This window comes from Streptomyces poriticola, from assembly GCF_036689765.1.
Classification (GTDB): Bacteria; Actinomycetota; Actinomycetes; order Streptomycetales; family Streptomycetaceae; genus Streptomyces; species Streptomyces poriticola.
This window is the reverse complement of sequence record NZ_JBAGKH010000005.1, coordinates 323,572-343,075: the sequence shown is the minus strand read 5'-3', so window position 1 is coordinate 343,075 and position 19,504 is coordinate 323,572. Positions and strand designations below refer to the sequence as shown.

At 74.1% G+C, this 19,504-nt stretch carries 14 protein-coding genes; 9 read left to right on the top strand and 5 right to left on the bottom strand.

What is annotated here, in order from left to right; genetic code table 11:
* Window positions 1–8: 8 nt before the first annotated feature.
* A complete protein-coding gene (gene lnt / locus V5O46_RS11580) occupies window positions 9–1,622 on the bottom strand; it encodes an apolipoprotein N-acyltransferase (RefSeq protein ID WP_332884442.1) in 1,614 nt (537 codons plus the stop codon).
* 290 nt (window positions 1,623–1,912) lie between these two features.
* Between lnt and V5O46_RS11575 the strand changes: the two genes are divergently transcribed.
* Window positions 1,913–2,926 carry an O-antigen ligase family protein gene (locus V5O46_RS11575; RefSeq protein ID WP_332884503.1) on the top strand — a complete coding sequence of 338 codons (1,014 nt, stop codon included), beginning with the start codon at window positions 1,913–1,915 and terminating at the stop codon, window positions 2,924–2,926.
* 286 nt (window positions 2,927–3,212) lie between these two features.
* On the opposite strand, the gene V5O46_RS11570 is transcribed toward V5O46_RS11575, so the two are convergent.
* Complete coding sequence (locus V5O46_RS11570) at window positions 3,213–3,755, bottom strand: hypothetical protein (RefSeq protein ID WP_332884441.1); 543 nt, start codon at window positions 3,753–3,755, stop codon at window positions 3,213–3,215.
* A gap of 136 nt (window positions 3,756–3,891) precedes the next feature.
* A complete protein-coding gene (locus tag V5O46_RS11565; RefSeq protein ID WP_332884440.1) occupies window positions 3,892–4,677 on the bottom strand; it encodes a glutamate racemase in 786 nt (261 codons plus the stop codon).
* A 39-nt stretch (window positions 4,678–4,716) separates the two neighbouring features.
* On the opposite strand from V5O46_RS11565, the gene V5O46_RS11560 reads away from it, so the two are divergent.
* The gene (locus V5O46_RS11560) at window positions 4,717–5,931 is read left to right on the top strand and encodes a glycosyltransferase (protein WP_332884439.1); all 1,215 of its coding nucleotides are present in this window, start codon (window positions 4,717–4,719) and stop codon (window positions 5,929–5,931) included.
* Window positions 5,932–5,946: 15 nt separating this feature from the next.
* Here the strand turns inward: V5O46_RS11560 and V5O46_RS11555 are convergent, their stop codons facing one another.
* Complete coding sequence (locus V5O46_RS11555; protein WP_332884502.1) at window positions 5,947–7,242, bottom strand: TerD family protein; 1,296 nt, start codon at window positions 7,240–7,242, stop codon at window positions 5,947–5,949.
* 308 nt (window positions 7,243–7,550) lie between these two features.
* Between V5O46_RS11555 and V5O46_RS11550 the strand changes: the two genes are divergently transcribed.
* The 7 genes from V5O46_RS11550 (at window position 7,551) to V5O46_RS11520 (ending at window position 16,459) form a co-directional block, all read left to right on the top strand.
* Complete coding sequence (locus V5O46_RS11550) at window positions 7,551–7,991, top strand: DUF6643 family protein (RefSeq protein WP_332884438.1); 441 nt, start codon at window positions 7,551–7,553, stop codon at window positions 7,989–7,991.
* Window positions 7,992–8,033: 42 nt separating this feature from the next.
* Window positions 8,034–8,861: an MOSC domain-containing protein gene (locus V5O46_RS11545; RefSeq protein WP_332884437.1), complete on the top strand. Its 828-nt coding sequence runs from the start codon at window positions 8,034–8,036 to the stop codon at window positions 8,859–8,861.
* A gap of 487 nt (window positions 8,862–9,348) precedes the next feature.
* Window positions 9,349–11,793 carry a right-handed parallel beta-helix repeat-containing protein gene (locus V5O46_RS11540; protein WP_332884436.1) on the top strand — a complete coding sequence of 815 codons (2,445 nt, stop codon included), beginning with the start codon at window positions 9,349–9,351 and terminating at the stop codon, window positions 11,791–11,793.
* A gap of 236 nt (window positions 11,794–12,029) precedes the next feature.
* Window positions 12,030–12,371, top strand: a complete 342-nt coding sequence (locus tag V5O46_RS11535; protein WP_332884435.1) for a recombinase family protein — start codon at window positions 12,030–12,032, stop codon at window positions 12,369–12,371.
* A 2-nt stretch (window positions 12,372–12,373) separates the two neighbouring features.
* The gene (locus tag V5O46_RS11530) at window positions 12,374–12,691 is read left to right on the top strand and encodes a trypco2 family protein (protein ID WP_332884434.1); all 318 of its coding nucleotides are present in this window, start codon (window positions 12,374–12,376) and stop codon (window positions 12,689–12,691) included.
* A 1-nt stretch (window position 12,692) separates the two neighbouring features.
* A complete protein-coding gene (locus tag V5O46_RS11525; protein WP_332884433.1) occupies window positions 12,693–15,392 on the top strand; it encodes a serine protease in 2,700 nt (899 codons plus the stop codon).
* Window positions 15,389–16,459: a DUF6801 domain-containing protein gene (locus V5O46_RS11520; protein WP_332884432.1), complete on the top strand. Its 1,071-nt coding sequence runs from the start codon at window positions 15,389–15,391 to the stop codon at window positions 16,457–16,459. Before V5O46_RS11525 ends, V5O46_RS11520 begins: the two co-directional genes overlap by 4 nt.
* A gap of 246 nt (window positions 16,460–16,705) precedes the next feature.
* Here the strand turns inward: V5O46_RS11520 and V5O46_RS11515 are convergent, their stop codons facing one another.
* The gene (locus V5O46_RS11515; protein ID WP_408648968.1) at window positions 16,706–19,414 is read right to left on the bottom strand and encodes a hypothetical protein; all 2,709 of its coding nucleotides are present in this window, start codon (window positions 19,412–19,414) and stop codon (window positions 16,706–16,708) included.
* Between the last annotated feature and the right edge of the window lie 90 nt (window positions 19,415–19,504).

Below are 19,504 nucleotides of genomic sequence, written 5' to 3'. Positions count from 1 at the left end.
GCGTACGGCTACACGTCACGGGCGCGTCGCCCGCGCACTCCGGCGGCGACGGCCCAGCCGGTACCGCCCGCGGCGACCAGCACCAGGGCGATCTCCGGGAGCACGCCGAGCCGCGTCGCAGGGGTCTGCGAGGAGCGCAGGGGGACCTCCTGGACCAGTGAGTCGGCCACGAACATGCCGGTCCGCCGGGTGATCTCGCCGTCCGGCATGATGATCGCGCTGACGCCGCTGGTCACCGGCACGGTGACGGTGCGGCTGTGCTCGACCGCCCGGATGCGGGACATGGCCAGCTGCTGGTAGGTCATCTCGCTGCGGCCGAACGTGGCGTTGTTGCTGGGCACCGAGATCATCTGGGCGCCGTCCCGGACCTCGGAGCGCACGGCCCAGTCGAAGGCGGCCTCGTAGCAGGTGACCAGGCCGACCTCGGTGCCGCCCATGGTGAACACGCCCGGCTCGCTGCCCCGGCTGAAGTCCTGGCGGACCATCGCGGTCCACTCTCTGTTGATCGCCCCGATCAGGGAGCGCAGCGGCAGGTACTCGCCGAAGGGCTGGATCTGCCGCTTGTCGTAGATGTCGACGGGGCCCTCGTCCGGGTCCCACAGGATCTGCTCGTTGTAGAGCCTGCCGTCGCGCTCCACCACGCCGCCGACCGAGATCGGCGCACCGACCGCCCGGGCGGCCCGGTCGATCACCGCCCGTGCGTCGGCGTTGGCGAACGGGTCGATGTCGGAGGAGTTCTCCGGCCACAGGACGAAGTCGGGCTGTGGGACCCGGCCCGCTCTGATCTCGGCGGCCAGCCGTTCGGTCTCCCGGGCGTGGTGGTCGAGCACCGCGCGGCGCTGTGCGTTGAAGTCGAGGCCCGCGCGGGGAACGTTGCCCTGGATCACCGCGACGGTCGCCGTGCCGTCCTCGGCGGTGTCGGTCACCAGCGGTCGGGCGGCCAGGGCACCCACGACCGGGACGGCCACGCTCAGCAGCGCGGTGACCGCCGCGCCCCGCCGCAGCGCGCCGGTGCGGCGGGCGCGGACGGCCAGGCGCACCGCCTCGTACAGGCCGAAGCCGCACAGCACCACCGCGAAGCCGAGCACGGGTGTGCCGCCCAGTGCGGCGAGCGGCAGGAACACGCCGTCCGCCTGCCCGAACGCGATCTTGCCCCAGGGGAAGCCCTCGAACGGCACGCGCGCGCGTGCCGCCTCACCGGCGATCCACACGGCTGCGGCCCAGACCGGCCAGGCGGGCAGTCTCGACACCGCGGCGACACCGGCGCCGACGAGAGCGACGAACAGTGCCTCGATCGCGACCAGCGCCAGCCACGGTCCGGGGCCGACCTCCACCCCGGTCCATACCAGCAGCGGCAGCAGGAAGCCGAGGCCGAAGAGATAGCCCAGGCCCAGGCCCGCCTTCCAGCCGCGTCCGCGCAGCACCAGGCCGAGGACGGCGAAGGCCGGCAGCGCCAGCCACCACAGGGTGCGCGGCGGGAAGCTGACGTAGAGCAGGACTCCGGCGAACGCGGCAGCGGCGGCGGGGGCGAGGCGGCGCAGCAGCAGGACGGCACGCGACGGGGGCACGGGCTGCGGCTCCTCCGGGTCCGACTCGGCTTCGATGGCGGTGGCGGCGGTCACCCCCGGAGTGTACGGCGGGTGATGTCACGTCGGACAACGCGGTCCGCGGGCCGACGCGGCCGGCGCCGGATCGTTTCGGCAAAGCCGTGCACGGGCCGTGTCCCATCCATCGACCAGCGGTTACGGTGTGGCCGGGCCCGAGCCGCGCGATCCACAGGGCGGGCGGCGGGGTCCGTCACGGTCGGGGGGGCGACGAGGGTCGGAGGCGGGAACGCACGGTGGTGGCCAGGGGGGCGGCGTCCGCGGCGGACGCGGACGGGGACAGACGCGCCGGGACCGACGCCCTGGGTGTGGTGATCCTTGGGGCGTGTGCGACCTGGGCGCTGGTCACGGCCGCCGCACGCGGGGGCAGGCCCGAAGGGGTGCTGCTCGCCGTACTGGCGGTGGCCGCGGGCTACGCGGCGGGCCGGATCTGCGGGGCTCTGGTGCCGGTCGCCGCGGCCGGTGCGGCGGCGCTGGCGGGGGTCTCGCTGACGGTGGCGGTGCCGCAGCTGGCCGTGGGGCCGCGGTTCGCGGTACCGCTCGGGCATGCCGGTGCGACCGCCGCGCTGCTGGCGCTGTCTGCGGGCGCTGCGTGCTGCGCCGCCTGGGCCGCTCGTACGCAGGCGGTGCGGTTCGGGCTGTGGCTGCTGGCGGTGGGGATCACGGCGACGGCGGCGGTACTGGACTCGGTCGCCGGGTGCGCGGGCGGTGCATTGGTCCTGCTGGGCTCGCTCGCTGCCGGGCGGGTGCGCCGCCGTGGCGCGGGCATCGCCGTCCTGGGGTCCGCCGTCGGCCTGACGGCCGCGGTGGTCTGGGCGGTCGCCGCGGCCCGCCTGCCGGCCGGGCCGGCCGCCCCGCTGGAGGACCGGCTCACCGCGCACCGGGTGGAGCTGTGGCGCGATGCGCTGGACCTGCTGCACGCGGACGCCGCGCTCGGCGTCGGGCCGGGCCGCTTCGGTGAACTGAGCGCGACGGCGGCCCTGGCCTCTCCGCCCGACGGCAAACCGCACTCCGCTCCCCTGCAGCAGGCTGCCGAACAGGGCGCCGTCGGCGTACTGCTGCTGGCCGCCGCCTTCGGCTGGGTGCTGGTCGCGCTGTGGCGGTCGCCGCGGCCCACCCCGGTCGTACTCACCGCGGGCGTGGCGCTGGCCTCGCTCGCCGCCATCGCCTCGGTCGGCAACGCGCTCAGCTTCACCGCGGTCTCGGTGGGCGCTGGTCTGCTCGCGGGTCTGGCCACGGCACGGTCGTCTCCGGCGGAGGAGACGACCGCGCCGACGCCGGGCACCCGCACGCGCGGCGACCGGCCGCCCGGGTGGCGGTGAGAGACGGGTCCCGCCCCGGTGACGGCGGGGACACGGACCACACCGGTGGGCGGTGAGGGGCCGGTCGCTCCGGGCCCGCCGGAGGCGCCCCGCCCCGCGCCGGTACGCACCAGCCGTCCCCGCCCCGGTGGCCACACGCACCGGCCGCCCCGGTGACGGCACCCGGCGGATGCTCCGGTGGCAGCGACCGAGCAGCGTTCCCATGAGAGAGCGCCCGGGGGCGGGTCGTGGGGCGGCGATCCGCGGCGCGGTACACCCGCCGCGCCTGTCAGGCGGGCGGGCGGTGTCAGGCGGCCGGTCCGGGCGTCTTGGGCCGCAGCCGCTCCTTGATGACGCGGACGGCCGCCTCGGCGTCGTCGACGGTCACGGTGAAGGTGTGGCCGTCCCACAGGCGCAGGATCACGCCCTCCCCGCGCCGGACGACTACGGCGGTGCCCTTCTCAGGCCTCCAGCGGTAACCCCAGCCGCCCCAGTGGCGCGGGGTGACATGCGGGGTGAACTCGGCGCCGACGACGTGCGCGAGCGGGATACGGCGGCGCGGCACGCCGATGTGACCGCAGCGCACCTCCAGGCAGTCCTCGTCGACACGCAGCGCCACGTGGACGAACGCCAGCGTGCCGAAGAGGACGAGCAGGCCCGCGGCGATGCAGCCGACGACCGCCATGACCAGCGGGACGATGCCGGACTCCCAGGCCGAGTCGACGGCCAGCGTGATGCCGAGGGCCATGCAGGCCGCTCCGATCAGCGCCAGCAGCCACTGCATCCGGTTGGTGGCGCGTCCGGTCCAGACATCGGGTTGGGGAGCATGCTCGCCGTGGCGGTCCCTCATGGCTATGAGAGTACTCAGATTTCGCTGCGCGGGTATCTCGCTGCGGAGGGTGACTGCGCCGACCGGGCGGTGCGGGCCGGGCAGTCCCGGCGGGTGAGCGGTGCGGGCCGGGTGCGGGTCAGGGCCGGACGGGCGGTCAGCCCGCGGGGGTGACCGCCCCGAGCCGCCGTCCTTCCTCGTAGGCCAGGGCGGGGGCGGGCAGCGCGCCCTCGCGTCCGCTCAGCAGCACTGTGACGGTGCCCGTCCCCGGTCCGCCGGGCGCGGGCTCGGCTCCGAGGCGGCGCAGCGCCTGCGCGGCGACCGCGCCGGCCGAGCCGTGCAGGACCAGCGGCGGCCGGCCGGGGCGGCCGACGGCTGCCCGGATGCGCTCGGCGACCAGCTCGTAGTGGGTGCAGCCCAGGACGACGGCGGCGACGTCGTCCGGTGTCAGCGCGGCGGCCGCGGCGACGGCGGCGTCGATGGCGGTCTCGTCGGCGTGCTCGACGGCTTCGGCGAGCCCCGGGCAGGGCACCTCGGTGACCGTCACCCCGTCGGCGTAGTCCTGGATCAGGCCGCGCTGGTAGGGGCTGCCGGTGGTCGCGGGCGTGGCCCAGATGGCGAGCGGGCCGCCGCCGGCCGCGGCGGGCTTGATCGCCGGGACGGTGCCGACGACCGGCAGCTCCGGTTCGAGGCGGGCACGCAGCGCGGGCAGCGCGTGCACGGTGGCGGTGTTGCAGCCGACGATCAGGGCGTCCGGCCGGTGCACGGCGGCGGCCTCGGCGACGGCGACGGCACGCGCGGTCAGGTCCTCCGGCGTGCGGGGACCCCAGGGCATGCCCTCGGGGTCCAGGGAGAGGATGAGATCGGCGTCCGGTCTGAGCCGCCGTACCGCGGCGGTGGCCGCCAGCAATCCGATCCCGGAGTCCATGAGCGCGATCTTCACCCGGCCACGATAGACGATGTCCGCCGCCGGCCCGCTCCGGTGGGGCAGACTGCGCACGTGAGCGCCGCCGTGTGGACATCCGCCGTTTCCGCCCTGTCCCTCGCCGTCTGGCTGTGGCTGCTGCTCGGCCAGGGCATGTACTGGCTTACGGACGTCAGACTGCCGCCGCGCCGTGATCCCGGGGACTGGCCCTCCGTGTGCGTGGTGGTGCCCGCCCGGGACGAGGCGGCGGTGCTGCCGCAGAGCCTGCCGTCCCTGCTCGGCCAGGACTATCCGGGTCGGGCCGAAGTGATCCTGATCGACGACGGCAGCGGTGACGGGACCGGGGAACTGGCCCGCGAGCTGGCGCGGCACCAGGACGGTCTGCCGCTCACCGTCGCCTCGCCGGGCGCGCCGCCACCGGGCTGGACGGGCAAGCTGTGGGCCGTGCGGCACGGAATCGTGCTGGCACGCGCGCGTGAGCCCGAGTACCTGCTGCTGACCGACGCCGACATCGCGCATGCACCGGACAGCCTGCGCAGTCTGGTGGCGGCGGCCCGCTCCGGCGGGTTCGACATCGTCTCCCAGATGGCCCGGCTCCGGGTGACGAGCTTCTGGGAGCGGCTGGTGGTGCCGGCCTTCGTCTACTTCTTCTGCCAGCTCTATCCCTTCCGCCGGATCGGCAGGGAGGGGACGAAGCGGGTGTCGCGGACGGCGGCAGCGGCGGGCGGTTGTGTGCTGCTGCGCACCGAGGCCGCCGAGCGGGCGCGGATCCCGGACGCCATCCGGAACGCAGTGATCGACGACGTGGCGCTCGCCCGGGCGGTCAAGGGCTCCGGCGGCCGGATCTGGCTGGGTCTGGCGGACCGGGTGGACAGCGTGCGCCCCTACCCGCGGCTGGGAGATCTCCGGCAGATGATCTCGCGCAGCGCCTACGCGCAGCTGCGGTACCGTCCGCTGCTGCTGGCCGGCACGGTCCTGGCGCTGGCTCTGGTGTACCTGGTGCCGCCGTCGGCCGTCGTCGTGGGAGCCGCCACCGGGAGTGCGGCCACGGCGGTGCTCGGCGCGTCGGCGTGGCTGGTGATGGCGGGGACGTATCTGCCGATGCTGCGCTACTACCGGCAGCCGGCGTGGCCGGCTCTCCTGCTGCCGTTCACCGCGTTCCTCTACCTGCTGATGACGGTCGACTCCGCGGTGCAGCACCACCGGGGGCGCGGTGCGGCCTGGAAGGGCCGCACCTACGCCCGTCCGGGCGCCGTGCCGGAGGAGGGCTGAGCACCCGGACCGGGCTCACTTCCGGCCGGGTGTCCAGTTCATGCCCCAGCCGTAGGCGTGGTCGACGGTGCGCTGGGGGCTCACACCGCGCTCGGGTACCAGGTAGCGGGCCTCCCGCTGGACCACCAGGTCACTGCCGGTGTTGGTGATCAGCGCGAGGGCGCACACGGTGGAGGGCACGGTGCACTCGTCCAGCGAGAAGTCGACCGCCGCGCCGTGCTGGGGCTGCAGGGTGACCGTGGCGTGCAGGTCGGCGAAGGAGCGCGCGCCCTCGTAGACGGTCACGAAGACCAGGATGCGCCGGAACGCCTGCAGGTGGTCGAGGTTGACGGTGAGGTTCTCGCCGGTCGCCACGGCGCCGGTGCGGTCGTCGCCGTCGAGGTGGATGTACGGGGGCCGGTCGAGGGCACCGAAGGCGTTGCCGAGGGCCTGGACGACGCCCTTGCGGCCGTCGGTGAGTTCGTACAGGGCGCACAGGTCGAGGTCGAGGTCGTCGTGCACGGCGACGGAGCGGCCCAGTTTGCGGGCCCAGCCCGAGAACTGCTTGCGCACCTCCCAGTTGAGGTTCACGCGCAGTGCGCCCGAGGTGCCGCCCTGTTTGGTCAGGGAGACGGAGGGGGCCGCCTTGGTGAGCGTCACCTTTGTGAGGCGGACGGGTTCGGCCGGGGGCGCGGCGGCGGGCGGCGACGGAGGCGTGGCCGGCCGCGCCGGCGTGGATGCGGCCGGGGGCGGCGCGGGTGCGGGCGCGGCAGGCGGCACCGGTGCGGCGGTGGCCGGATGCGGTGTCTGCCGGGGCTCGTCCACGGTGATGCCGTAGTCCGTGGCCAGTCCTTCGAGCCCGCTGTCGTAGCCCTGGCCGACGGCGCGGAACTTCCAGGCGCCCTGCCGGCGGTAGAACTCGCCGAGCACGAAGGCCGTTTCCACGGTGGCGCCGGGGTTGTCGAACCGTGCCACGACCGAGTTCCCCTCGGCCTCCCGGACCTCGATGTACAGGCCGGGGATCTGTCCGAACGAGCCGCCGTCCGAGGAGGCGGCGACGATCACGGTCTCGATCGCGGGCTCCACGCGCGTGAGGTCGACCAGCAGGCTGTCGGCGACCCGGCCGCCGCCGTCGCGCTTGCCCTCGTGCCGGACCGCGCCGGATGCGTGCACCGGCTGGTTGTAGAAGACGAAGTCGGCGTCGGAGCGGACCTTGCCGCCCACCAGCAGCAGGGCCGAGGCGTCCGCGTCGGGCACGCCGGGGCCGGACCCCCAGCCCAGTTCGACCCGCAGTACCGTCGCCGGCACGGGTGTGTTCGACCCCTTCGACATGGACATGTCCCGCCCCCATCAGCTGTCACCACGCCGGGCGAGCCCCGGCCGTTGCCGTCCATTCTGACCCGCCCGGCCCACGCCCACTCCGCGGAAGCCCTCCGGAGCGCTCGAAGCGGCGGCCGGGACCGGGCCGCCAACCGCCGGTAACCCGCCCGGAACTCGGCCTTTACCAGAAAACCGCCGAACAGGTATGCCCCATTTCGCCAACTTCACTCACATAGGGGAACCCAGGTCACGGCGGACGCGCAAAACAACCCTCTTATCGGTCTCCCCAACCAGCACATCGTGGGCTTAACTTATGTGCCATGACCTCCCCCCGCTCCACCTATGGCGGCGGCTACTATTCCGCTGCCTTCCCGGACACCCCGATCTACGACTCGCTCGTGGCCGAGCGAGGCACCCCGCAGATCGCCCCGATCCGGGTCCCCGCCGCGTACGACGCGCCGGGCAGCCACCTGCCCGCGCTGCCGTCCGCACTGCCCGCCCTCCCGGCGGCCCCGTCCCAGCCCTCCTACGGCTACCCGCAGGCGTATGCGCCGCAGCCCGCTCCGCTGCAGCAGGCGCACACCGCCTACATCCCGCAGCAGGCGGCGCCGCGCGGCTATCCCGGCCCGCAGCAGCCGCAGCCGCCCCGGCCGGTCGCCCCCGGACCCGCGGGATACGAGGCGATGCGCCCCGCGGCGCCCCGGCCCGCCCCGGCGCCGTACCAGGATCCGTACAACAACCAGCAGTACCGCGGTTACTGAGCCCTTCCCCGGCCTGTCGGTGCCACCTGGCACGATGGGCGCATGGGGAACACGCACCTGAAGTCGATCCGCATCCACCCGGTCAAGGCGTTGCGGGGCCAGGCGCCCCGGGAGGCCGTCGTGGAGCCCTGGGGGCTGGCCGGAGACCGCCGCTGGATGCTGATCGACGACGGGGGAAGGGTCGTCACACAACGTCAGCAGCCGCGCCTCGCGCTGGCCGCCGCCGAGCTGCTGCCCGGCGGCGGCGTCCGGCTGTCCGCCCCCGGGGCCCGGCCGCTGACGGTGCCGGTGCCGCGGCAGGGGGAGACGGTGCCGGTGGAGATCTTCCGGGACAAGGTGGACGCGGTGCTCGCTCCGGACCCGGCCGTGCACACCTGGTGCAGTGCCCTGCTGGGGATGGGCGGGCGCCTGGTGCACATGGACGACCCGGCCGCGCGCCGCCCCGTCGATCCTCGGTACGCGCTGCCGGGCGAGACCGTCTCCTTCGCCGACGGCTATCCGCTGCTGCTCACCACCACCGCCTCGCTCGACGCCCTCAACGCCCTGATCGCGGGGGGCGACCACGCGGCCGAGGGCCCCCTGCCGATGAACCGCTTCCGGCCCAACGTGGTGGTGTCCGGCACCGAGGCGTGGGCCGAGGACGGCTGGTCACGCGTGACGATCGGCGAGGTGGCCTTCCGCGTCGCCAAGCCCTGCGGGCGGTGCGTGGTGACCACCACCGACCAGACCACCGCCGGGCGCGGCCGGGAGCCCCTGCACACCCTGGGGAGGCACCGCCGCCGCGACGGCAAGCTGGTGTTCGGGCAGAACCTCGTCCCCCTCGGCCCCGGCACGGTCCGTGTCGGCGACCCCGTCACCGCGGTCGCCTAGCGCACGCCCGGCGCCCACCGGGCGTCGACGCCACTGCTGCTGACCCCGCTCCCGCGTCGCTCGACCCGGAGTCGTCCGCCCGCGGGAACCTGCGCCGCGGAGTCCTCGCCGACCGGACGGGGGCCGACGGCCCCGCGCACCACGGCCGGGTCCCGGCCCGTCCGGCGGCTGCCGCGTCGTCCCGACGCCCGGCCGGACCAGGCCCGGCACCGGGCGCAAGTGGACTGGGACCGCACCGGCACGGGCGGTTGACGGGGTTGCGCCTCCGGTCAACCCACGGGCTGCGCGCACGCTACGGTGGACCGGGCCGAACCGGGTTCGGCCCGGTCCGCGCAGGAGAGCGCCGCGCAGGCGCGCCCCGAGGGCGAACGAAGCGTCAGAACGAGCCGGCAGTACGACAACGAGCCATCAGCAGCACCGCGAGCAATCAGTACGCGCCATCAGTACGACGAGCCACAGTACGACGAGGTGGGGGCACAGCAACGCCATGGCACAGGGCACGGTCCAGGTGACGCACACCGGCGCATCGCGGTGGCGGCGCCGCACGGGTGAGTACGCATCGCTCGCCGCCGCCCTGGAGGCCGCGGCCGACGGTGACGTCCTCACCGTCGCCCCGGGCACCTACCGGGAGAATCTCGTCGTCCAGCGGGCGGTGACGCTGCGCGGCCCGGAGGGGGCGCACGGGTCGGTGCGCATCGCTCCCGCGGACGGGGTGCCGCTGGTGGTGCGGGCCTCCGCCGTGGTGCAGGACCTGCATGTGGAGGGGCAGGACGCGGCGGCGCCCGCGCTGCTCGTCGAGGAGGGCACCCCGGAGCTGCTGAACGTCCGCGTGGTCACCCGGTCCGCCGCCGGGATCGAGGTCCGCGGCGACGCGCGGCCCACCGTGCGCCGGTGCAGCGTCGACAACCCGGCGGGCATCGGTATCGCCGTGGTCGACGGCGGGGGCGGGGTGTTCGAGGACTGCGAGGTCGTCGCGGCCGGCCAGGCGGGGGTCGCAGTGCGCTCGGGCGCCCGGCCTCGCCTCGAGCGCTGCCGGGTCCACCACGCGGCCGGCTCCGGCCTGACGGCGACGGGTGAGGCGTCCGCGCTGGAGGCCGTCGGCTGCGAGGTCTACGAGGTGCGTGGCAGCGGGGTGCACCTCACCGCCCGGGCGACCGGGCACCTCACCGACTGCGAGGTGCACCGCGCCACCGCCGACGGGGTCACCCTCGACACCGACGCCGTGCTGACGCTGGCCGACTGCCGTATCCACGACATCCCGGAGAACGCGGTCGATCTGCGGTCCCGCTCGGTACTCACCCTGACCCGCACCAGCGTGCGGCAGTTCGGGCGCAACGGTCTGTCGGTGTGGGACCCGGGCACCCGGGTGGACGCCAACCAGTGCGAGATCTTCGACAGCACCGGCGACTATCCGGCCGTATGGGTCAGCGACGGCGCCACCGCCGTGCTGGACTCGTGCCGGGTGCACGACGTGCCCGACGCGCTGTTCGTACTGGACCGCGGCTCACGCGCGGACGTCGTCGACAGCGACCTCTCCCAGGTACGCAACACGGCCGTGTCGGTGAGCGACGGCGCCACCGCCCAGCTCGACGACTGCCGGATCCGCGAGGCGGCGACGGGTGCCTGGTTCCGCGACCACGGCAGCGGGGGGACGCTCAGCAACTGCACCCTGGACGGCACGAGAACCGGTGTGATCGTCACCAAGGGGGCCGACCCGACCGTCGAGCGCTGCACCGTGGACTCCCCCACGGAGGCCGGTGTCTATGTGTCCGCGGGCGGCCGCGGCAGCTTCGTCGGCTGCCGTGTGACGGGCAGCGGCGGCTACGGATTCCATGTGATCGACGGCTGCCGCACCACGCTCCGCAAGTGCCGTACGGAGCGCTGCGCCCGCGGCGGGTACGAGTTCGCGGAGGCCGGCCCCGACGCGTCCTCCCCGGACGCCGGTCCGCTGGTGGAGGACTGCACCAGTGACGAGAGCGCGGGAGTGAGACCGCCGCCCCCGGCCCGGGAGACGGCCGTGCAGACGGTGGACCGGACGCCGGGGCTGCTCGGCGCGATCCCCGGGCAGCGCAGCACCGAACAGGAACCGCTGGTCACGGCCGCGGACCCGGAGCACTCGGCCCGGACCTCGCAGGCGGTGCTGGGTGAACTGGACGCGCTGGTGGGCCTGGAGAGCGTCAAGCGGGAGGTACGGGCCCTCACCGACATGATCGAGGTGGGCCGGCGTCGGCAGCGCGCGGGGCTCAAGGCGGCGTCGGTCAAGCGCCATCTGGTCTTCACCGGTTCCCCCGGCACCGGCAAGACGACGGTCGCCCGGCTGTACGGCGAGATCCTCGCCTCCCTCGGCGTCCTGGACAAGGGCCACTTGGTCGAGGTCTCCCGGGTGGACCTGGTCGGCGAGCACATCGGCTCCACGGCGATCCGTACCCAGGAGGCTTTCGAACGGGCGCGCGGCGGTGTGCTGTTCATCGACGAGGCGTATGCGCTGTCTCCGGAGGATGCGGGCCGCGACTTCGGCAAGGAGGCCATCGACACCCTGGTGAAGCTGATGGAGGACCACCGGGACGCGGTCGTGGTGATCGTCGCCGGGTACACCGCCGAGATGGAGCGGTTCCTCTCGGTCAACCCCGGGGTCGCGTCCCGCTTCTCACGGACCATCACCTTCGGCGACTACGGGCCCGAGGAACTGCTGCGGATCGTGGAGCAGCAGGCCGACGAGCACGAGTACCGGCTGGCGCCCGGCGCGGGCGAGGCACTCCTCGCGTACTTCACGGCGATTCCGAAGGGGCCGGCCTTCGGCAACGGCCGCACCGCCCGGCAGACGTTCGAGGCGATGGTGGAGCGGCACGCGGGACGGGTCGCCCAGCTGGCCGACCCCAGCACGGACGACCTGACGCTGCTCTACGTCGAGGACCTGCCCGAACGCTCCTGAAGGGGCCTGCACCCAGATACGGTTCACAGGGGCGCAGGGGTTGGTCTTGGCGCCCTGAGGGGTCCGGCCCGTCACTCGTTCGCCCCAGGGTCGCCGGTGGTGACGCCTGCTGTCGTCCGGGCCCGGCGCCGTCGGTCCGTGCCGTGGCTTCCCATCAGGATATCGGCGTTGCGGAGATCCCCCGTCAACCTTCCGCAAGTCGTTCCGCGAGGAGACGCTTCCAGTACGGTACGGCCATGGCAACCGACCGGCGGCATGCCGCCCTGGGGCGGGAACGCGCGTACGCCCGAGTCTCCACCAGCAAGCAGTGCCCGGAACGCCAACTCGACGCCCTGGGGGCAGCAGGCATCCCGGACGAACGGATCTACGTCGACAGGAAGAGCTGCGCCACCCTCGAGCGCCCCGGGTCGACGCCCTCGACGAGAGGCAGATACGGGTTCGTTCACCGGCGGGTCCGCTGCCGGTCGACACCGCCGACGAGGGCATGCGCCGCGCCCGCCTTCCGGGACCCGCGAGGTGAGATCGCGTACCGGGACCGGCGCCACTCATTCCTGAACCTCACAGCCGACGGGGAGTAGCCATGGCGGTGATCGGGCTGGCCGCAGCCATCGAGGAACTGCGGCAAGAGCTCTACCAGGCCCAGGACCGGGGAGCCCAGCAGCAGTTCGCCTTTCAGATCGAGGAGGCCGAGCTGGAGTTGCTGCTCGAACTGCGCAACGACGGCAAGGGCGAGGGGAAGCTGCAGTTCGGGGTGGCGACCGTGGGCGGGGGCGGATCGCACTCCTCGGTCCGAGGACACAAGCTGACGCTGAAGCTGCAGGTCAAGGACCGGGCCACGGGCGGTGCAAGTCCGGAAATCAGTCGTCAGGCGTCCGGCTCCTGGGCTGACGAGGGCTGAGTTGGACCGCAGGAGACTGGCTCTGATCCGCGGCGGTGATGCTGCTGGGGTCCTCCGTATCGGCACGGGCTATCTGATCGGTCCCCGCCTGGTGCTGACGGCCCGGCACGTCGTCGAGGAGAGCAAGGGCACGCCATGGGCCCAGATCAATGTGCGTGTGGGGCATCCCCAGGACCCCGACGTGCACCGGTGCCGGGCATCGGTGCGCTGGACCGACCCGGAGAAACGCGATGTCGCTCTGCTGCTGCTGGACGACGAGGTCGAGGTGCCCGGTACGGTGCGCTGGGGTCGCCCCGTCGGCAACACCCCGCTGTCCTATCAGGGTCTTGGGTACCCTTCGGCAACTTTCCGGGACGGGCAGCACAAGGTGGAGCACCTGAGGGGAAAGCTGCCTCCTCAGGCCGGCGGTGTCGGCGCCCAGGACCTGTACGTCCTGGACCAAGAGGCCGTGCCGGAGATGCGTGCGGACGGTGGGCAAGCCTGGGCCGGAGCTTCCGGCAGCGCGGTCTTCTGCCAGGGCCGTCTCGTCGGCGTCGTCGTCCACGATGACCACGCGTTCGCCAACCGCCGCCTGCACGCCTGTCCGGCCCGGAGCTTCACCGACGACGCCGCGCTCGCGGCACTCCTGCAACGGTACGGCGACGGCCCGCCTGAACTGGCCGACATCACAGCCGCGGAACCGACGTCTCCGGGCCCCCGCCCGCCGAGCGGCGATCCGGTGGACGACGCCCTCCATACCCTCAGACAGAGGATCCGCCTCGACCTGAGGCGGGACCAGTTCCAGCAGCAGTTACGGAGCGGGCATGCGCTGCCCTTGCGTTGCCGAGCGGCACCCGAGGAGTTGACCGGTCGGAGGAACGGCGCCCGGGAGACCTCGGCGGCACTGGCGGACGCTTCCCCGCTGGACCTGGCAGGTCCGCTGGAGAGCATCGCAGCCGTCTACCTGAAGGACAGGTGCAGCCAGCTGCTGGTGCTGGGCGGTGCCGGCTCGGGCAAGACCGTCCTGGTCCGGCGTTTCGCGCAGGCCCGGCTGGAGGACGCCGACTGGACCGGCAACGGACCAGTGCCGGTGATCTTCGGTCCGGGATCATGGGACCCCACCGTCACGTCCCTGTGGGACTGGCTTGTCGACCGGCTGGAGCAGGATCACCCCTTCCTGGCCAGGCGGCTCCCCTACAGGGGGACATGGGCCGCTGAACTGATCGTGGGGGGCCACGTGCTGGTGATCCTGGACGGGTTCGACGAGATGGCGGAGAACCTCTACGAACCCGCGCTGCGGCAGCTCGGGGCCTTCGAGCTGCCGTTGCTGCTGACGAGCCGCCACGAGGCGCTCAGCGGCGTCGTGCCGAGCCAAGGGCTCTTTCCGGGGATCGAACTGACGGCACTCACCCTCGACGACTGCTCCGCCCGCCTCGGTGCCTCGACCGGATGGGCACCCGTCCTGGAGCGGTTGAGCAGCCGCTCCGACGACCGGGCCACCGCCCAGCTCGCCGCCGTACTGACCACTCCCCTGATGCTCACCATGGCCGAGGCCTATGCCTCCGGCGGCGATCCCGAACGCTTGCTGAAGGTCGGGGAATCCGGCTCCAGGGACGCGTTGGAGAAGCGTCTCCTGGAGGCCTTCGTCCCCACGAGGTACGACCGCATCCTCAATCTGTCTGTCCCGAAACGCCGACGCTGGAGCGCCGAGCGCGCAGGTCACTGGCTCGGCTACCTCGCCACGCACCTGAAGAGACAGAAGACGGACGCACAGCTGCCATGTGTACGCGACACCGGCGCGCAGGACATCGAGTGGTGGCAGCTGGGCACGACCATGAGACTGCCGGCGCGGATGGCCGTGTCCGGAGCCCTGTGCGGGCTCGTGTCGGGGACGGCGGTCGCTCTCGTCCACGTCCTCATGGACGGCCCTCCGGCGGCGCTCCTGACGATGTTCCTGAATGTGCTGGGAATCGGGCTGGCCTTCGGGCTCATGCACGGATTCGCGTCGAGGACCGAGGCCAGCGGCGCGTTCAAGCCGTCCCGCATGCAGATCCGATTACACGGCGAGTCGAGGGGGGAGAGGTCGAGGAGAGTGCGGGAGAGCCTCCTCCCCAGAGTCGGCGGCGGGCTGGCCGGCGGACTGGTCTTCGGGATCGTCTTCGGTGGCGGAACCGCGGTCTACGCGATGCTCCTGTCCCACTCCTGGTACCTGGTCGCCCTGCTCTTCGGGAACTGGCTCGTGGCCGGGCCCCTGCTCGGACTGGCGGTCGGGATCGTCCTCGCCCTGGTTGCCTGGCTCGAGACGGATGCCAAGCCGGAGGAGTCGGTCAGCGCAACGGATCTACTGCGCGCGAATCGCACCATCGTGCTCGTCCAGGTCGCCGCGGTGGGGCTGGTCCTCGGGCTCGGATTCGGAACCGCTGTCACTCATTTCAACGGCTTCGCATTCGGCCTGCCGGCCGGGATCGGGGCCGGACTGGCGGCCGCGGTCGGGGTCGGCACACTGACCGCGTGGGGCCGGTGGGTGGTCCTGGTCCGCCTGTGGCTGCCCCTGTCCCGACGCCTTCCCTGGAGGGTGAACGCCTTCCTGGACGACGCCCGCGCTCGAGGCGTACTGCGCCAGACCGGCGCCGTCTACCAGTTCCGCCACGCACGGCTGCGGGACTGCCTGGCCGAGACCCACCGGCAACACGAGCAGCCGGCGGAAGGCGGGAGCCGATGAGCGCCGGCCGCGCCACGGCCCGCGGCCGCACGCGGACGTACGGCACCGGGGCGGCGGTCCTGGGAGCAGCCGGGGCGACGACGGCCGTGCTGGGCATCATGGCAACGTGGGGCACCCCGCCCGCCTCCGCGCAGCCGGTGTCGATCGAGCTGAGCTACACCTGCGCGTTCACGGGGATCGGCACCACGCCGGTGACGATGAGGATCAGCACGGACCTCCCGAGTTCGCTCGAAGCCGGCGGCTCCAGCCCGAGAGCGGCCGTGAACGGCGTGGCGACGGTGGACGCGAGCTTCACCGGGCTGGCCCCGCTCGTCGGCGCGCGGACCCTGGAGGGCTCGGTGGACGGGACCGCCACCGTGTCCGCGCCGCAGGGCGACAGCCGCCTGGCCGTGCCCATGACGATCCCGCGGACCCGCATTCCGGCCTTCGGCGCCTTCGAGATGTCCGCCGAGGGCACCGCGCCCTCCGTGACCTTCCCCCGGCAGGGCACCGCGAAGGTCACCGTCGGCCACCTCGGCCTGCACCTCACCCCGAGGGACGCGTACGGCAACCTGACCCCGGTGGGCACGATGAACGCGGCCTGCACGGTGGACCCCGGACAGAACACCGTCCTGCAGTCGCTCGTCGTCACGAAGCCGGTGACGGCGACGGGGCCTGGGACGGGGGCGGGGGCGGAGGCGGGGGCGGGGGCGGAGCCTGGGACGGGGGCGGGGCCTGGGCCCGGCGGAAGGGGTTCCGGAACCTCCGGCGGGTCGCCCGCGGTCGCGGGGCCGGGAGCGGGGACCGCCCGTTCGACGTCGGGTACGACCACCACACCGGATCCGTCACCCAGCACGACCGGTTCCGTGCCACCCCGCTCCCCGTCCCCTTCGCCAGGAGCACCGACAGTCGGCACACCACGGAACGACCCGACGAGCACACCGGACGGCAGACACGGCGACCCGGACCCCAGGCACCCGGTCGCACTGGCGGTGGGCGTCCTCGTGACGGGTACCGCCGCTGCACTGGTCGGCCTCGGCACACGCCTGAGGAAACGCCGGGCGGGCGACCGGGACGGAGCGGGGTAGCCGAACGGGGCTGGGGGCGGGAAACCGGCGACCGACCTGTCCAACCCGTTGACACGGCCGTCCTCACCGTCCGCATTCTCCAAGGGCGGTGAGGCATGGGCACTCCCCCGGGAAGAACCGTCCCGGGCTGGTCCGGGGCCGCCGCTTCCCTGCGACCTGATCCGCCGGACGGGCCCCGGCCGAGCCCCTCCCGCGCGCGGCAGGTCGCCGAACGTGTAGTCCGGCTGATCTCTCACGGCTTCGAGATCACCTGGGTCGGCCGCCGGCGGTGCGGGGCGCGGGCACCTCCGGGCGGAGCCGGGCCAGCAGCCGTCGGCGTTCCTCGGCGAACACCGGGTCGTCCTGGTAGTCGGAGTGGCCGAGGATCGGCGCGGGCAGCGGATGAGCGTCGGTGCGGCCGTGCGCGAGGGGGTCCTGGAGGGGCTCGCGGTCCACCTCGGTGCCGTGCTCGCCGGGCAGCCGCACCGGCCCGCCGATGGGGTCGGTGAGCCGGTAGAGGTTGCGCCAGCAGTCGATCTGCCGGTGCAGGGACCCGAGCGCGGCCGGTCCGAAGTGGGCCGGGAACCAGCGGCCGTACAGCCGCTCGAGCGGTGAGCCGTAGGTGAGCAGGGCGACCCGTCCGCGGGTGGCCGGCTCCAGCTGCCAGGCCGCCGCGGCGGCGAGCACGCTGCCCTGGGAGTGCCCGGACAGGACCAGCCGCCCGCCGGTGGCGCGGGTCCAGGTGGCCATGCGCCAGGTCAGGTCGGGCACCGCCCGTTCGGCGTAGCAGGGCGGGGCGAAGGGGTGGGCGGCGCGCGGCCAGAAGGTGCCGACGTCCCAGAGGATGCCGATGGTGCGGCGGGCGGCGGCGTCCTTGTAGGCGCGGCGGCCCCAGGTGACGAACAGGACGAAGCCGAGGCCGATCAGCCAGGAGCCCAGGGCCTGCGCGGTCTGTGCGGCACCGTGCACGAACGCGGGTGTGTCGCGGGCGGCTTCGGCCGGGACACGGTCGGTCGTCAGCGCACCCACGAGGGCTCCGGCTCCGGCGAGGAGGGTCGCGGCGGCGGTGACCGCGACGACGAGGGGCACGCGGTCGGTGAGGGTGGCCATCGCCCGCACGGCAGCGATGCGCCGCGTCCGTGCGGAGCCGGGCCCCCCGCCGTGGGTGCCCGGCGCGCCGGCTGTGCCGTTCTCACCGGAGGTTCCCGGCGCACCGGGTGCGCCCTGCTTGCCGGAGGCGCCTCGCCCACCGGGGGGTCCCGGCTCCCCGTGGGTGCTCCCCTGCCCGCCCGAGGATCCCGGCTCCTCCCCCCGGGCGCTCCCCTGCGTACCGGAGGCTTCCGGCCCACCCGGGCCGCCCGGCCACTCGCCGGCGGCCTCGCGCGCACCCGCGCCGGAGTCCGCCGGCCCCCCGGCGGTCCCCGGCCCTCCGGCGGTCCCCGGCTCGCCCGCCGCCGTCCGCGGTCCGTCGCCGAGCTCCTGGTCGCCGCCCGCCCCCGGTCCCTGGCCGGCGGCGGCCCGTCCGGAGGCGTCGTACGTGTCCGCCACGGCGGGGCGTTCGGCGCGGGCGCGGCACCAGGTGCGCAGGGCGAGGGCGCCACAGAGCAGCAGGACCAGCACGAGCAGCGGCGGGATCACGGAGGCCTGCCAGGTCAGCAGCACCGGCGGACCGGGGATGGAGGTGGCCGTGCCGTCCAGCCAGTCCGACACCCGCTCGGCGACGCCGCCGGACATCACCCCGCCCAGGGCACAGGCCAGCAAGGCGACCGCGGGCCCGCCGAGACCGCGCATCGCCGCACGGGGGTCCGGGTCGGTGCGGTACAGCAGGTGGGCGACCACGCCGAGGGCGACGATCAGCAGGCCCTGGGCCAGGGCGATACCGCCGAAGGTCGCGTCGCCCGGCAGCCGGCCCGCCGTCTCCCAGCCGGGCCGGTCCCAGCCGGCGTACCCCACCGCGAGCACGAGCAGTACGAGAGCGGCGCACGGCAGGCGGAGTACGAGATGCTCGTCGAGGGTGCGGTCGAGGCGGTTCTCGCTGCGTCCCCGGCGGCAGACCACGCCGACCACCACGGCGCCGCCCGCGATCAGCGCCGCGAGCAGGGCCCAGCCCAGGGTGTCGAGCAGGGCGGGACCGCCGGAGCCGCGGTCGAAGCGGGCGGCCGGGGCACCGACCGCGGCGGCGACCGTCAGCAGCCCCGCCGCGGTGTGCGCGGCGCGCAGCCGGGCCACGAGCCGGCGGCCGTACCAGAACCCTGGCCGGTCCAGTGCGGTGGGACCGGCGGGTTCACCGGCCTCGGGGGTGCGGTCCAGCGGCTCCTGGGCCTCGTAGGCGCGCCAGGTGCGCAGGGAGAGGTACCAGAGCAGCCCGATGAGTCCGGCGGGCACCAGGGCGGCGACGGCCAGCCTGCGGCCGGGCAGGCTCCACCAGCCGCCGTCCGGTCCGGTCGGGGAGAGGAAGCCCAGCCATGAGTGCCGGTCCGCGCACGCGGGCGTGCCCGCGCACTGCCAGGCCGCTATGTCCAGGGCGACCTCGCAGGCCCCGGCGACGAGCAGCACCGTGAGGGTCAGCCCGGCGAGCCGCACCAGCAGCCCGTACAGGCGCACGGTCCGCTTCCGGCCGCGGGCCGGCGGCCGCATCCAGTGGGCGAGGTTGACCACCATGAAGGGCAGGAGCAGCAGCCACAGGGCACGGGTGGCGTTGCCGGAGGTGAGGTTGCACCAGACGTAGGCCTCGGGCACCGGCCGGCCCCGGTAGTCCTCGGGCCGGGACTCGGCGTCGGCGTCCTCGGTGCGGCGGAAGACGGCGGCTATGCCGTCGCCGGTGATCCGCACGGTGCGCGGATCGTCGAGCATCTTCTCCGGTGTCGTGCCGCCCACCCCGTGCACCAGCAGTTCCAGTGCGGTGCCGGTGCCCGCCGCCGAGGGCCCGGACCGGTCCGGGCCTTCGGCGGCGGGCCGCTGCTGCGCCTTCTCCACTGTCTGCACTTCCCCCGTGACGTGCCGTCGGCTCTGTCCGTGCGGGGACCAGGATCGCTCCTGGGCGTTCCGGGCACACCCCCCGGCACG

Excerpts from the sequence above, each read along its gene's own strand:
- V5O46_RS11550 (WP_332884438.1), top strand. The coding sequence starts at position 7,551 with ATGACCTCCCCCCGCTCCACCTATGGCGGCGGCTACTATTCCGCTGCC.
- V5O46_RS11535 (WP_332884435.1), top strand. The coding sequence starts at position 12,030 with ATGGCAACCGACCGGCGGCATGCCGCCCTGGGGCGGGAACGCGCGTAC.
- V5O46_RS11570 (WP_332884441.1), bottom strand. The coding sequence starts at position 3,755 with ATGAGGGACCGCCACGGCGAGCATGCTCCCCAACCCGATGTCTGGACC.
- V5O46_RS11540 (WP_332884436.1), top strand. The coding sequence starts at position 9,349 with ATGGCACAGGGCACGGTCCAGGTGACGCACACCGGCGCATCGCGGTGG.
- V5O46_RS11555 (WP_332884502.1), bottom strand. The coding sequence starts at position 7,242 with ATGTCGAAGGGGTCGAACACACCCGTGCCGGCGACGGTACTGCGGGTC.
- V5O46_RS11545 (WP_332884437.1), top strand. The coding sequence starts at position 8,034 with ATGGGGAACACGCACCTGAAGTCGATCCGCATCCACCCGGTCAAGGCG.
- V5O46_RS11520 (WP_332884432.1), top strand. The coding sequence starts at position 15,389 with ATGAGCGCCGGCCGCGCCACGGCCCGCGGCCGCACGCGGACGTACGGC.
- V5O46_RS11530 (WP_332884434.1), top strand. The coding sequence starts at position 12,374 with ATGGCGGTGATCGGGCTGGCCGCAGCCATCGAGGAACTGCGGCAAGAG.